The 13833-nt window shown below is 50.3% G+C and carries 10 protein-coding genes; 4 read left to right on the top strand and 6 right to left on the bottom strand.

What is annotated here, in order from left to right; genetic code table 11:
- Positions 1-4 precede the first annotated feature (4 nt).
- The 3 genes from ldtD (at position 5) to OH773_RS14475 (ending at position 3304) form a co-directional block, all read left to right on the top strand.
- Positions 5-1885, top strand: coding sequence for a L,D-transpeptidase (gene ldtD, locus OH773_RS14485; protein ID WP_270139493.1), 1881 nt, complete (start codon positions 5-7; stop codon positions 1883-1885).
- Positions 1886-2067: 182 nt separating this feature from the next.
- Positions 2068-2616, top strand: a complete 549-nt coding sequence (locus OH773_RS14480) for a YcbK family protein (protein WP_270139492.1) — start codon at positions 2068-2070, stop codon at positions 2614-2616.
- 40 nt (positions 2617-2656) lie between these two features.
- On the top strand, positions 2657-3304 hold the full coding sequence (locus OH773_RS14475; RefSeq protein ID WP_270139491.1) for an MBL fold metallo-hydrolase: 648 nt from the start codon (positions 2657-2659) through the stop codon (positions 3302-3304).
- Between the two features lie 58 nt (positions 3305-3362).
- Here OH773_RS14475 and OH773_RS14470 read toward each other — a convergent pair whose 3' ends face one another.
- The 4 genes from OH773_RS14470 to pncB form a co-directional block, all read right to left on the bottom strand.
- Positions 3363-4553, bottom strand: coding sequence for an amino acid aminotransferase (locus OH773_RS14470; protein WP_183273050.1), 1191 nt, complete (start codon positions 4551-4553; stop codon positions 3363-3365).
- A 189-nt stretch (positions 4554-4742) separates the two neighbouring features.
- Complete coding sequence (gene ompC, locus OH773_RS14465; protein ID WP_442865687.1) at positions 4743-5897, bottom strand: porin OmpC; 1155 nt, start codon at positions 5895-5897, stop codon at positions 4743-4745.
- A 602-nt stretch (positions 5898-6499) separates the two neighbouring features.
- Positions 6500-7900 (bottom strand): asparagine--tRNA ligase, encoded by a 1401-nt coding sequence (gene asnS, locus OH773_RS14460; protein WP_270139489.1) that lies wholly within the window; start codon positions 7898-7900, stop codon positions 6500-6502.
- 195 nt (positions 7901-8095) lie between these two features.
- Positions 8096-9298 (bottom strand): nicotinate phosphoribosyltransferase, encoded by a 1203-nt coding sequence (pncB, locus tag OH773_RS14455; RefSeq protein WP_270139488.1) that lies wholly within the window; start codon positions 9296-9298, stop codon positions 8096-8098.
- A gap of 266 nt (positions 9299-9564) precedes the next feature.
- Between pncB and pepN the strand changes: the two genes are divergently transcribed.
- A complete protein-coding gene (gene pepN, locus OH773_RS14450; RefSeq protein ID WP_270139487.1) occupies positions 9565-12177 on the top strand; it encodes an aminopeptidase N in 2613 nt (870 codons plus the stop codon).
- Positions 12178-12269: 92 nt separating this feature from the next.
- On the opposite strand, the gene ssuB is transcribed toward pepN, so the two are convergent.
- Together ssuB and ssuC are read right to left on the bottom strand one after the other, a co-directional pair.
- Positions 12270-13043, bottom strand: coding sequence for an aliphatic sulfonates ABC transporter ATP-binding protein (gene ssuB, locus OH773_RS14445; RefSeq protein WP_270139486.1), 774 nt, complete (start codon positions 13041-13043; stop codon positions 12270-12272).
- A complete protein-coding gene (gene ssuC, locus OH773_RS14440; RefSeq protein WP_270139485.1) occupies positions 13040-13831 on the bottom strand; it encodes an aliphatic sulfonate ABC transporter permease SsuC in 792 nt (263 codons plus the stop codon). Before ssuC ends, ssuB begins: the two co-directional genes overlap by 4 nt.
- Positions 13832-13833 lie beyond the last annotated feature (2 nt).

Below are 13833 nucleotides of genomic sequence, written 5' to 3'. Positions count from 1 at the left end.
AGGGATGTTGCTTACAAAATTGCACGGTTTTCGACTGTCAGCGCTTACGTTTGGGCTGGCGCTCAGTTTCGCTCCACTGTTTATGGCGCATGCAGATGAGCCAGCAGTCGTTCAATCTGACAGTTCTGCGGTGAGCATTGAACCCGCAAATTCACCAAACCAGCCGCTACCACAATCTACCGCTACCGCTACGATGGTGGGCGTATTACCACTCAATTCGACAGGCATGTCTGCTGCGCAAAGTCGTTCTCAACTGATCGCCCATTTGCCGACGGGTTACACACCCGTTTACCTGAATGCCCTCTCAGCGTTCTATGCTGCGCGCGAAATGAAGCCTATGTGGGAGAACCGCGATGCCGTTAAGGCTTTCCAGCAACAGCTCGCGGAACTGGCGATTGCGGGTATTCAACCACAATTCACGACTTGGGTTGAGCTGCTCACCGATCCGTCCGTAACGGGTTTAACCCGCGATATTGTGTTGTCCGATGCGATGATGGGTTATCTGCAATTTGTTTATGGCATCCCAACGGAAGGTAATCGCTGGTTGTACGGCACCAAGCCTTACAAGATGCAAACACCGCCAATTTCTGTGATTAACCAATGGCAAGTGGCAGTTGATCAAGGAACGCTGGTGAATTTTGTCGAAACACTTGCGCCATCACATCCGCAATACGCCAAGCTGCGTCAATCATTGGTGCATTTGTTAAGTGATTCGCGGCCCTGGCCACAGCTGACTGGCAGCGAAACGCTCCGCCCTGGCCAGTGGAGTAATGATATTCCAGCGCTAAGAGAGATTCTGGCTCGCACCGGCATGCTGCAAGCTGAGTCTGCGAAACCGCTTCCGTCACGCTCAAGTACGGCTATTGCCGATGTTGCAGTCAGTCCTTCAGCCATTCAGCAAGACAGTGAGCAAATCGCTCAACAGGTACCTGCTGCGGTTGCCGGGAAGAAAAAGAAATCAACTCCAGCGGTCCGAAGTGTATACAGCAAAGAGCTGGTGGAAGGGGTGAAACGCTTCCAGAAATGGCAGGGGCTGGGCGTAGATGGCTCAATTGGGCAATTAACACGTGACTGGCTGAATATGACGCCACAACAGCGAGCTTCACTGGTGGCGTTAAATATTCAACGTTTGCGATTACTGCCGAATAAACTCGATACCGGCATTATGGTAAACATCCCTAACTATTCGCTGAGCTATTACCTTAACGGCAGTGAAGTATTGGCTTCACGTGTGATTGTTGGGCGACCTGACCGCAAAACGCCAATGATGAGCAGCGCGCTTAACAATGTGGTGGTTAACCCGCCGTGGAATGTTCCGCCAACGTTGGCGCGTAACGATATTCTGCCAAAGGTGCGTCAGGACCCAGGCTACCTCGATAAGCATGGTTATAGCGTGCTACGCGGCTGGAGCAACAATGCGGAGTCAATCGACCCGTGGCGTGTCGATTGGGGAACCATCACCGCCAGCAACTTGCCTTTCCGCTTCCAGCAAAAACCTGGGGTGCAGAACTCGTTAGGGCGCTACAAGTTTAATATGCCGAGTTCTGAAGCTATCTATTTGCATGACACGCCGAATCACAACCTGTTCCAGAAAGATGCGCGTGCGCTGAGCTCTGGATGCGTAAGGGTCAATAAAGCCTCTGAACTGGCAAACATGCTGTTGCAAGATGCGGGTTGGAACGATGCGCGGATTTCCAGCCAGCTCAAAGATGGCAACACCAAGTATGTGAACATTCGGCAGACCATCCCGGTCAATCTCTACTATCTGACTGCGTTTGTCGGTGATGATGGCCGCACGCAATATCGGACAGACATTTACAATTATGATCTCGCCGCGCGATCTGGCGCACAAATCCTGTCGAAAGCTGAATTATTGATACGGTAAATGCAGTAATTCTAATGAATTAGCGGTCGTAATAATTGTGAAACTCATCCGGGCCCTCTACAGGGCCCGGTTTATATGGGTTTTAGCGTGCCTTGACTCATATTGTTTTGGCAGTTAAGGTGCGGGCAGTGCGCCTGAAGTGCATATTATTCGATCGTTTTTTACATGTAGACCTGGACATCATGGACAAATTTGACGCAAACCGCCGCAAGTTGCTGGCGTTGGGCGGCGTGGCTTTAGGTGCCTCGCTGTTGCCAACACAAGCATTTGCTATGCTATCAACACCGCGCCCGCGCATTCTGACTCTCAATAATTTGCATACCGGTGAGTCATTAAAAGCCGAATTTTTCGATGGTAAAGGCTATATTCAGGATGAATTAGCAAGACTTAATCATTTCTTCCGTGATTATCGCGCGAATAAAATTAAATCCATCGACCCTAAATTATTCGACCAGCTTTATCGCCTGCAAGGCTTGTTGGGGACCAACAAACCCGTGCAACTGGTATCAGGTTATCGCTCTTTAGACACTAATAATGAACTTCGAGCCCGTAGTCGTGGGGTGGCGAAAAAAAGCTATCACACAAAAGGGCAGGCAATGGATTTCCATATTGAAGGGATTTCGTTGAGCAATGTTCGCAAAGCAGCATTATCTATGCGCGCAGGTGGTGTAGGATACTACCCCAGCAGCAACTTTGTGCATATTGATACCGGGCCACTAAGGCACTGGTAAAACAACGGAATCCGGCGATTGTTGCCGGTATTGGAGTGTCATGAACTATCACATTATTCCGGTCACTGCGTTTGCCCAAAACTGTTCATTAGTTTGGTGTGAAGAAACGCTGCAAGCAGCAGTGATTGATCCGGGCGGCGAAGCTGAAAAAATCATCCAGCAAGTCACGGCGAAAGGCGTGACGGTCACGCAGGTCCTGTTAACGCATGGCCATCTTGATCATGTTGGAGCCGCAGCTGAACTGGCAAAGCATTACGGTGTTCCTGTTATTGGGCCGGAAAAAGAAGACGAATTCTGGCTACAAGGCCTACCGGCGCAAAGCCAAATGTTTGGGCTTGAAGAGTGTTTGCCACTGACGCCAGATCGTTGGCTGAATGAGGGTGATAGCGTATCGGTGGGAAATGTGGCCTTACAAGTGCTGCATTGCCCGGGTCATACTCCAGGTCATGTCGTTTTCTTTGATGCGCAATCTCAGTTACTGATTTCCGGCGATGTGATTTTCAAAGGCGGAGTAGGGCGAAGTGATTTCCCGCGTGGCGACCACGCCGCACTGATTGACTCGATTAAACGTAAACTGTTGCCACTTGGCGATGATGTGACGTTTATTCCAGGCCATGGTCCGTTGTCGACTCTGGGCTACGAGCGCTTGCATAATCCCTTCCTGCAAGACGAATTACCAGTCTGGTAAGGTAGTCTTAAAAATAAAAGAGCCGCATTGTGCGGCTCTTTTTGTATCTGCTTTGCTCTTACAGCACAGCGACAATGGCTTCGCACAGCGGAGCCATATTGTCTGGCGTCATCCCCGCAACGTTCACACGTCCGGAAGCAACGGCATACACACCAAACTCTTCACGTAAACGCAGCACCTGCTCTTTGGTTAAGCCGCTGAACGAGAACATGCCGTTCTGGTTGATGATAAAGCTAAAGTCGCGGTTAGCGCCTTTCTCTTGTAGGGTATTCACGAACAGCTGGCGCATACGGTGAATACGCTGACGCATGTCAGACAGCTCTTGTTCCCAAATAGTACGCAGCGCGTCGTTGCTCAGAATAGTTGCAACAACAGATGCACCGTGTGCTGGTGGGTTAGAGTAGTTGGCACGAATAACAGATTTCATCTGGCTGAACGCGCGATCTACGGTATCTGCATCAGCAGCAACCAGCGTACAAGCACCTACGCGCTCATTGTAGAGGCCAAAGTTCTTAGAGTAAGAGCTGGCAACAATCAGTTCTTTGTGGCTTGCAGCAAAGATACGCAGGCCTTCAGCATCTTCTTCCAGACCACGAGCAAAGCCCTGATAGGCGAAGTCAAACAGTGGCAGCCAGCCTTTTGCCAGGGACATTTCTGCCAACGTTTTCCACTGCTCAGCCGTTGGGTCGATACCGGTTGGGTTATGGCAGCAACCGTGGAACAACACCACATCACCCGCTTGTGCGGCTTGCAGGCTGTTAATCAGGCCATCGAAATTAAGAGAGTGGTTCTGTGCGTCATAGTAGTCATACTCGCACACTTCCAGCCCAGCAGAGTTAAACACGCTCTTGTGGTTCGGCCAGCTTGGATTACTCACCCAGACGCGTTTAGTGGTGGTGTTTTTCGCGAGGAAATCAGCGGCAACACGCAGCGCACCTGTACCACCTGGGGTTTGTGCAGTGCGAGCACGTTTATTTGCACTCAGAGCATTATTTTTCCCAAACAGTAATTCCTGGGTGCAGCTACCGAATTCTGGAATACCGTCAATACCGAGGTAATTCTTGGTGTTCTCATTTTCCAGCAGATAAAGCTCTGCTTTTTTAACGCAGGTCAAAACCGGAGTTTTACCCGTTTCATCCTTATAAACACCAATGCCGAGGTTAATTTTAGTCGGACGGTCATCGGCGCGAAACAGATCGGCCAAACCAAGAATTGGATCAGCTGGAGCAGCGGTAATGTTCTCAAACATGACGAGTTTCCATTGTGATATCGAGGGAGTAACGCTCTCAGGTTAACTGCTGTTTTAGTAAATGCCAACCGTTTGCAACAAAAAGAAACCACCCTGGTCACAAGTTATTTTTTTTAACTTTTCAGGCATAAAAAAACAGGGCCGAAGCCCTGTCTTTTGAACCATCCTTGCAACAATGTTGCTGGATAATTAGAACTGGTAAACGATACCCACTGCAGCCTGGTCGTCTGTTGCCAGTTTAGCAGATTCGCTGTAGTTGTTGTCGTCCAGCAGGTTGAACTTATACGCAGCGTATACGTTCATGTTTTTGTTGAAGTAGTACCAGGTACCCACTTCTACGTATTTAACCAGGTCAGCATCGCCACCGTTGAAGGTGCCACGTGCGATCAGGTCTTTACCTTTAGACTGCACGTAAGCGATGGATGGACGCAGACCGAAGTCGAACTGGTACTGAGCTACAGCTTCGAAGTTCTGAGTTTTGTTAGCGAAGTTGCTGTCAGCTTCACGAGTCATGTTCAGAGTTTCTGCATACATCACTGCTGCGTAGATGTTGTTCGCATCGTATTTAGCCGCAGTAGACCATGCTTCAGCGCGGTCGCCGCCAGCACTTGCCCATGATGGGTTAGTTGCAGCTTCACGCTGTTCGAAAGTACGGTTTGCAGACTCATAACCTGCAGCAAGGCTGAAGCCTTCGCCGATGTCATAAGTTACAGCAGTGCTTACGCCGTCGCCGTTAGCTTTAGCGCCGTTACCAGCACGACCTAATTGTGGAACACCGTTGTCATCTACAAAGTTACCAACAGCGTTGCTACGCTCGTTTTTGCCCTGGTATTGCAGAGCAAATGCCAGGCCATCAACCAGACCGAAGAAGTTGCTGTTACGGTAAGTCAGAAGGCCATTAGAACGACCGTTCATGAAGTTGTCGGTTGCAGCCCAAGTATCGCCGCCCCACTCAACCAGCATATCGGTATAAGCAGCTACGTCGTAGATTGCACCGTAGTTACGGCCGTAATCCAGGGAGCCTGCATCACCAAATTTCAGACCAGCAAATGCCAGACGAGTAGCTGTACCCTGACCACCTTCCGCGTTGGAGGCGTTCATGTTGTATTCCCACTGGCCGTAACCGGTCAGTTGGTCATTGATTTGAGTTTCGCCTTTGAAACCGATACGAGCGTAAGTGGTGTCATTGCTATCAGTGTCACCGTTAGTTGTCCATACGTGCTCGCCTACAGCTTTACCGTAGAAATCAAGTTTGTTGCCGTTTTTGTTATAGATTTCTGCAGCGTTAGCTGCACCGGCTACCAGCAGAGCAGGGATTACCACTGCCAGAATATTGCGCTTCATCATTATTTATTACCCTCATTGGTTTTTTTTGTGAACACCTGCCACTGCCGTCAATAATTCTGTACGGAACTATTGATGAGAGTTTGGTGTCTTTCTGTATCTGTCAGGCATCTTTCCATCCATGAAACCGTTTCGCTAGCCAGAAAGTGCTACAAACATCGAGAGTGAGTTACAAAAAGAAACTATGTGTAACCAAATGTGTATTTTGTGGAACTTTGTGAACTAACTCAAACTTCTTTGCCGCTTCGCCTAAAAAAACACCTTTCCTATCCTATATATATGAATTACTTATGTTTAATTTGCATAATGAAATGAAGAGTGAATTTTCCCCTTACATTTGTACATTCTTTGAGTGATTTTTGGATGTCCAGACATCTGTGTGAATTTTGGCCAAATGTGCTAAGTCAACGCTAAGAGTAAGAGCGCGAGCGGAAAGTGTGGATATTTTATGTTTATCTGTTTCGCAGACACACTTCGTAACGGGGGAGTTGTGGAATGGGGTTGAAATTGACGTTTGTTTAACTTTCGTTGAAGAAAAAAGACGTTTGACCCGCAGATGTAAAAAAGGCCAGCAGTGCTGGCCTTAGAAAAAAAATGTGGTTTTAGAAGTTCGCGTTACGTGGAGTACGTGGGAATGGAATCACGTCACGAACGTTTTGCACGCCGGTTACATAGGCAATCAGGCGTTCAAAACCAAGACCAAAACCGGAGTGCGGAACAGTGCCGTAACGACGCAGATCGCGGTACCACCAGTAGTCTTCTTTATTCAGACCCATCTCGGCCATGCGCGCATCCAGCACATCCAGACGCTCTTCACGCTGAGAACCACCGATGATTTCACCAATTCCCGGCGCTAACACATCCATTGCGGCAACGGTTTTACCGTCTTCGTTAAGGCGCATATAGAAGGCCTTAATGTCTTTCGGATAGTTTTTCACAACCACCGGTGCTTTGAAGTGCTGCTCAGCAAGGTAACGTTCATGCTCTGAAGAAAGGTCTACGCCCCAGTAAACTGGGTTCTCGAATTTCTGACCACAATTCTCGAGAATTGTAACAGCGTCGGTGTAATCAACCTGCGCAAAGTCAGCGTCGATGAAGCGCTGTAAACGTTCCACTGCATCTTTGTCAACGCGCTCAGCGAAGAACTCCATGTCATCCATACGCTCGTCAAGCACAGCTTTGAAGACATACTTCAGCATGGCTTCAGCCAAACCTGCGACATCGTCAAGATTTGCGAAAGCGACTTCAGGCTCCAGCATCCAGAACTCGGCCAGGTGACGGCTGGTGTTCGAGTTTTCAGCACGGAAGGTTGGGCCAAAGGTATAAACCTTGGACAACGCACACGCATAAGTTTCGCCGTTCAACTGGCCGGATACGGTCAGGAACGCTTCTTTACCAAAGAAGTCTTTATCGAAATCAATTTTACCTGCATCTGTACGCGGAAGGTTTTCGAGATCAAGCGTAGAAACGCGGAACATCTCACCTGCTCCTTCAGTATCTGACGCAGTAATCAGCGGAGTGGATACCCAGAAATAACCATTTTCATGGAAGAAACGGTGCAGTGCCTGAGCAAGGGTATGACGCACACGAGCTACAGCGCCAATCATATTGGTGCGCGGGCGTAGGTGCGCGACTTCACGCAGGTACTCAATGCTATGGCGTTTTGCCGCCATTGGGTAAGTGTCAGGATCATCAACCCAGCCGGTCACTTCCACTTCGGTGGCCTGGATTTCAAAGCTCTGGCCCTGACCAAGAGACTCCACAACTTTACCCGTCACGACAACGGAACAGCCGGTTGTCAGGCGCAGAACGTCATCATTGTAATTAGGCAGAGAATTATTAATGACGGCCTGTACAGGAGAGAAGCAGGAACCGTCATAGACGGCGAGGAAGGAGATACCAGCTTTTGAATCTCTACGAGTACGCACCCATCCGCGCACGGTGACTTCTTGGTCAACGGCTACGCGGCCCTGGAGTACGTCGGCTACAGGCACAACGCTCATAATTTTCTCTCTATTAAATGGTCAGTGACATAAAAAATAATTACCCACAATGGGGGGTTATCTATGTTACCTGCCACGAGATTACAGACAAGCAGAAAAATCAAAGGAGATGAAGAAATACAATAAAGAGGGAAGTCTGGGATATAAAGAGGAAAACCTGAAGGGAGGTGGACAGCGCCCTTCAGGTTTATTGAGTCAACTTGCTTTCTTTACCTGCGGTAAATCGAAGGCCTTACGCAGCGCGCGAACAAAGGCTTTATCGTGGCAAATGGTTTTGCCTGGGCTGTCAGAAAGTTTGGCGACCGGTTTGCCATTGCACTCCACCAGCTTAATCACAATATTCAGCGGCTTAACGTGTGGAATATCGCAGGTCAGGCGAGTTCCAATACCAAAACTCAGATTGACCCGGTCGCAGAAATGGCGATACAGCTCAATGGCTTTAGGTAAATCCAGGTTATCAGAGAACACCAGTACTTTGGTTTTAGGGTCGATACCCAGTTTCTGATAATGAGCGATAGCTTTCTCGCCCCATTCAACGGGATCCCCTGAGTCGTGTCGCAGCCCTTGATAACGGCTGGCAAACGCGAGGTCAAAGTCACGTAAGAAGGCATCCATGGTGATGCAGTCAGTCAGCGCGATACCTAACTTATCGGGGTATTCGTCAAGCCACGCCTGAAGTGCAGCACGTTGGCTGTTCGCAAGCGTCGGGCTGATTTGCTGATGCGCCTGGAACCACTCGTGAGCTTGCGTGCCCATCGGGGTTAAATTCAGGCGACGCGCCAGGTCGTAATTACTGGTGCCAACAAACCACGATTCTTGTTGCAGACGGCTAACGATAGCCTCCTGAACCTCACGCGAGAAACGGCGGCGGGTGCCAAAATCCATCAGGCGGAAGGCGTCAAGATTGATATCAGCCGTCAATTCATTGAACTGAATCAATTTGCTTTCCAGACTCTCCAGTGCCATTTGCGGGGTCACACCCGGCGAGCGGTGTTGATGCACCACTTCGCTGATCACAGCCAGCAAAGGGACTTCCCACATAATCACTTCCAGCCAAGAGCCGGTTAGACGAATATCTAAATGACCGTTGTTATTGCTGATATGCACCTGGGAGGGGTCGTAGCGGAAAGTACGCAGCCACGAGAGATAATCTGCCTTAAAGAACGGCAGAGTTTCCAAAAAGGCGAACTCCTCGTCGGTCAGTGCGAGGTGCTGCATTAAATCAACCTGCTCACGGATGGCATCTGCATAGACGCCCAGCAGATCATCACCGCGGCAACGGAACTCGGCAGCGACGCTCACGTCGTGATAACGGTGGAATACCGCCTGCTGCATATGAAGCTTATAGGCGTCAGTATCCAGTAGCGTTTGCAAAATAGGGGAAGCGTGTCGTGTCATGGCGCGTTGCAGCATCCTCTCACAGGAGCGTTTCCATCAAGGGCTAAGCAGATAAAAGACGCAGGAGTATACCCTGATTATCTGTTTATTAAACCTGGATCACAACATACGAGCAGTTAATGGTCGATGGCAATTCGTGCCTCTGTTACATAAATGTAGCAATTCGCGTGAGAAGCCCAGAAAAGTTGAAGATTCTGCGTGGCAACATTCGGGCAACAGGAATAGACTGAACTCCGCAAACTTACGGATGATGTATAAGGTTTTTTATGACACAACAGCCACAAGCCAAATATCGCCACGACTACCGTGCGCCGGATTACACGATTACCGATATCGATTTGACCTTTGACCTTGATGCCGCAAAAACCCTGGTCACAGCCATTAGCCAGATAACCCGCCAGGGTACAGTAGGTGCGCCATTGCGTCTTGATGGCGAAGACCTGACGCTGGTGTCTGTTGCTGTAAACGGGGCTGCCTGGGAAGATTACCGCCTGGAAGAAGGTGCATTGATTATCGAATCACTGCCAGACGCCTTCACCCTGACCATCGTTAATGAAATTAGCCCTGCGACCAATACCGCGCTGGAAGGGCTTTACCTTTCAGGCGACGCGCTTTGCACCCAGTGTGAAGCCGAAGGTTTCCGCCACATTACCTGGTATCTCGACCGACCAGACGTTCTGGCGCGCTTCACCACTAAAATCATTGCCGATAAAAAACAGTACCCATTCCTGCTATCTAACGGCAACCGTATTGCCGAAGGTGAACTGGAAAATGGTCGTCATTGGGTGCAATGGCAAGATCCGTTCCCAAAACCGTGTTACCTGTTTGCGCTGGTGGCTGGTGATTTCGACGTTCTACGAGATACCTATAAAACGCGTTCTGGCCGTGATGTCGCACTGGAGCTGTTTGTCGACCGTGGCAACCTGGACCGTGCAAGCTGGGCGATGACGTCGCTGAAAGCATCAATGAAATGGGATGAAACCCGCTTCGGCCTCGAATATGACCTCGACATTTATATGATTGTCGCCGTCGACTTCTTCAACATGGGCGCCATGGAAAACAAAGGCCTGAACGTCTTTAACTCCAAATATGTGCTGGCGCGGGCAGAAACGGCGACCGATAAAGATTACCTCGATATTGAGCGCGTGATCGGCCATGAATACTTCCATAACTGGACTGGCAACCGTGTGACCTGCCGCGACTGGTTCCAGTTAAGCCTGAAAGAAGGGCTGACCGTATTCCGCGATCAAGAATTTAGCTCTGATCTGGGATCACGTGCGGTAAACCGCATTCAAAACGTGCGCACCATGCGCGCAATGCAGTTTGCCGAAGACGCAAGCCCGATGGCGCACCCGATTCGCCCGGATAAAGTGATTGAAATGAACAACTTCTACACGCTGACCGTGTATGAAAAGGGTTCAGAAGTTATCCGTATGCTGCATACTTTGCTGGGCGAGGCAAACTTCCAGAAAGGCATGCAGCTTTACTTTGAACGTCATGACGGTAGTGCTGCAACCTGTGATGATTTCGTACAAGCGATGGAAGATGCGTCAAACGTTGACCTGTCCCATTTCCGCCGTTGGTATAGCCAGGCAGGCACGCCAGTCGTCACTGTGCGTGATGACTACGATCCGGAAAAAGAGCTCTATACGCTGACTATCAGCCAGACAACGCCGCCAACTGCTGAACAACAAGAAAAACAGCCGTTACATATTCCGTTCGACATCGAACTGTATGACAACGAAGGCAAAGTCATTCCGCTGCAAAAAAATGGCCATCCGATTCACCACGTGCTGAATGTGACGCAGGCAGAGCAGACATTTGTCTTTGATAATGTTTATTTCCAGCCGGTTCCTTCCTTACTGCGTGAGTTCTCGGCGTCAGTAAAACTGGAATACAAATGGAGCGACCAGCAACTGACGTTCCTGATGCGCCATGCTCGCAACGATTTCTCCCGTTGGGATGCCGCGCAAAGTCTGCTGGCGACTTACATTAAGCTCAACGTAAACCGTTGCCAGCAGGGGCAGCCGCTTTCACTGCCGCTGCATGTGGCCGATGCGTTCCGCGCCATTTTGTTGGACGAGAAAATTGACCCGGCACTGGCGGCAGAAATTCTGACGCTGCCTTCGCAAAACGAAATTGCCGAACTGTTCCAGATAATCGATCCCCATGCGATTGCCGCAGTGCATGAAGCATTGATGCGTACTCTGGCAAACGAACTGGCGGATGAATTCCTTGCGGTTTACAACGCCAATAAACTCGATACTTATCGTGTGGAACATTCGGATATTGGCAAACGAGCGTTGCGTAATACTTGTCTGCGTTATCTGGCGTTTGGTGAACAACAGTTAGCTGAACAATTGGTGCGTCATCAGTATCAAAGCGCCGATAACATGACCGATTCTATCGCGGCCTTGTCAGCAAGCGTTGCGGCGCAATTACCTTGCCGTGGTGAACTGCTGGCAGCATTTGATGAGAAGTGGCATCAGGATGGTCTGGTGATGGACAAGTGGTTCGTATTGCAGGCCACAAGCCCAGCGGCAGGCACATTGAACACCGTGCGTGAATTACTGAAGCACCGTTCGTTTAGCATGGGTAACCCGAACCGCGTGCGTTCGCTGATTGGCGCATTCGCGGCTGCTAACCCTTCTGCCTTCCATGCACCTGATGGCAGTGGTTATCAATTTATGGTGGAAATGCTCAGCGAGCTAAACCACCGTAACCCGCAGGTAGCGTCGCGCCTGATTGAGCCGTTAATTCGACTGAAACGTTATGATGCGAAACGTCAGGAAATGATGCGTGCGGCACTGGTACAACTGAAAGGGCTGGAAAACCTGTCCGGTGATTTGTTCGAGAAAATCACTAAAGCGTTGGCTTAGGATTTCATCGTTTTCCCCTCTCCTTTGGGAGAGGGGATTGTCCGTTTTTCCCCCTCTCCTGGGGGAGAGGGCCGGGGTGAGGGCTTCTATTGCTAACCGGTGCGCACCACGCGCGCCGGCTCTTCAACCACCTGCCGTTTCATCACACGTTCTAATACCTGCGCTTCCAGTTCAGCCAGCCGGACCACACCGAGCTTACGTGGGCGAGGTAAATCAATGGTCAAATCGAGGCCAATCTTCCCTTCTTCAATCAATAAAACCCTGTCGGCCATGGCAACCGCTTCGCTGACATCGTGTGTCACCAATAACACGGTAAAGCCGTGTTCCTGCCACAGAGAAACGATTAACTCCTGCATTTCGATACGCGTCAGGGCATCCAGCGCACCCAGCGGCTCATCAAGCAACAACAGACGTGGGCGGTGAATTAGCGCACGAGCCAGTGCCACACGCTGCTTTTGTCCACCCGAAAGTGCAGCAGGCCATTCGGTTGCGCGGTTGGCTAGCCCAACGGACTCCAGCGCTTTGGTTGCCGCTTCTTTCCAGTTTCCTTTGAGCCCCAGCCCAACGTTATTAATGACGGATTTCCATGGCAACAAACGCGCATCCTGAAACATCAAGCGTGTTTCATCCTGGCTTTCACGTAGCGGCGCATTTCCGGCAATCAGCGATCCGCCATAGGGATTTTCCAGCCCTGCAAGCAGGCGCAACAACGTACTTTTGCCACCGCCGCTGCGCCCAACCACTGCGACAAACTGCCCCGCAGGAATGCGTAATTCCAGTTCATCCAGAATCGTTTTGTTGCCGTAGCGTTTGGTCACGTTGTTAAGGAGTAGGGGAGTCCCCTGATTTAAACGAGCGGTATTCATGCGTTCTCCTCCTGCAACTGATAAGCCGGGTGCCAGCGAAGCCAGACACGTTCGAGTAATTGCGCGCTGATATCAGCGAGTTTGCCGAGCAAGGCATAAAGGATGATGGCGACAACGACCACATCGGTTTGCAGGAATTCCCGAGCATTCATCGCCAGATAGCCAATCCCTGAGTTGGCTGAAATGGTTTCCGCCACAATTAAAGTCAGCCACATCAGACCGAGGGCGAAACGAATCCCGACCATAATAGAAGGCAGCGCGCCGGGTAAAATCACCTGGGCGAACAGGCTAAAGCCGGATAACCCATAGCTGCGCGCCATCTCCAGCAAACCGGGGTCGATATTGCGGATACCGTGCCAGGTATTAATGTAAATCGGGAACAGGGTGCCGAGTGCCACAAGGAAAATCTTTGCTGACTCGTCGATGCCGAACCACAGAATCACTAGCGGGATCAGCGCCAGATGTGGGACGTTACGTAACATTTGAATTGAGCTATCCAACAAACGCTCTCCCCAACGTGAGAGCCCACTGATTAGCCCGAGAGTTAACCCCAGAGAGCCGCCGATACTGAAACCAATCACCGCACGCCACGAACTGATCGCCAGGTGCTGCCACAATTCGCCGCTGGCTGAGAGGTTCCAGAATGCGACAACCACCCCTTCTGGCGAAGGGAGGATGCGATTAGAGAGCCAGCCTGCACTCGAAGAGAGTTGCCAGATTGCAATAATGGCAACCGGCAACGCCCACGGGGCAAGTTTCAACAACAATTTGTGCGTTGAAGGGGTCATTA

Origin of the sequence: Buttiauxella sp. WJP83, assembly GCF_027594725.1 — a bacterium.
GTDB lineage: Bacteria > Pseudomonadota > Gammaproteobacteria > Enterobacterales > Enterobacteriaceae > Buttiauxella > Buttiauxella selenatireducens.
Note: the sequence above shows the minus strand (reverse complement) of the source record. Positions and strands in the feature narration are given on the sequence as shown.

What these genes read in the sequence shown, in the direction of transcription:
- ldtD (WP_270139493.1), top strand. Translation starts at nt 5, where the DNA reads ATGTTGCTTACAAAATTGCACGGTTTTCGACTGTCAGCGCTTACGTTT.
- OH773_RS14480 (WP_270139492.1), top strand. Translation starts at nt 2,068, where the DNA reads ATGGACAAATTTGACGCAAACCGCCGCAAGTTGCTGGCGTTGGGCGGC.
- OH773_RS14475 (WP_270139491.1), top strand. Translation starts at nt 2,657, where the DNA reads ATGAACTATCACATTATTCCGGTCACTGCGTTTGCCCAAAACTGTTCA.
- OH773_RS14470 (WP_183273050.1), bottom strand. Translation starts at nt 4,553, where the DNA reads ATGTTTGAGAACATTACCGCTGCTCCAGCTGATCCAATTCTTGGTTTG.
- ompC (WP_442865687.1), bottom strand. Translation starts at nt 5,897, where the DNA reads ATGAAGCGCAATATTCTGGCAGTGGTAATCCCTGCTCTGCTGGTAGCC.
- asnS (WP_270139489.1), bottom strand. Translation starts at nt 7,900, where the DNA reads ATGAGCGTTGTGCCTGTAGCCGACGTACTCCAGGGCCGCGTAGCCGTT.
- pncB (WP_270139488.1), bottom strand. Translation starts at nt 9,298, where the DNA reads ATGACACGACACGCTTCCCCTATTTTGCAAACGCTACTGGATACTGAC.
- pepN (WP_270139487.1), top strand. Translation starts at nt 9,565, where the DNA reads ATGACACAACAGCCACAAGCCAAATATCGCCACGACTACCGTGCGCCG.
- ssuB (WP_270139486.1), bottom strand. Translation starts at nt 13,043, where the DNA reads ATGAATACCGCTCGTTTAAATCAGGGGACTCCCCTACTCCTTAACAAC.
- ssuC (WP_270139485.1), bottom strand. Translation starts at nt 13,831, where the DNA reads ATGACCCCTTCAACGCACAAATTGTTGTTGAAACTTGCCCCGTGGGCG.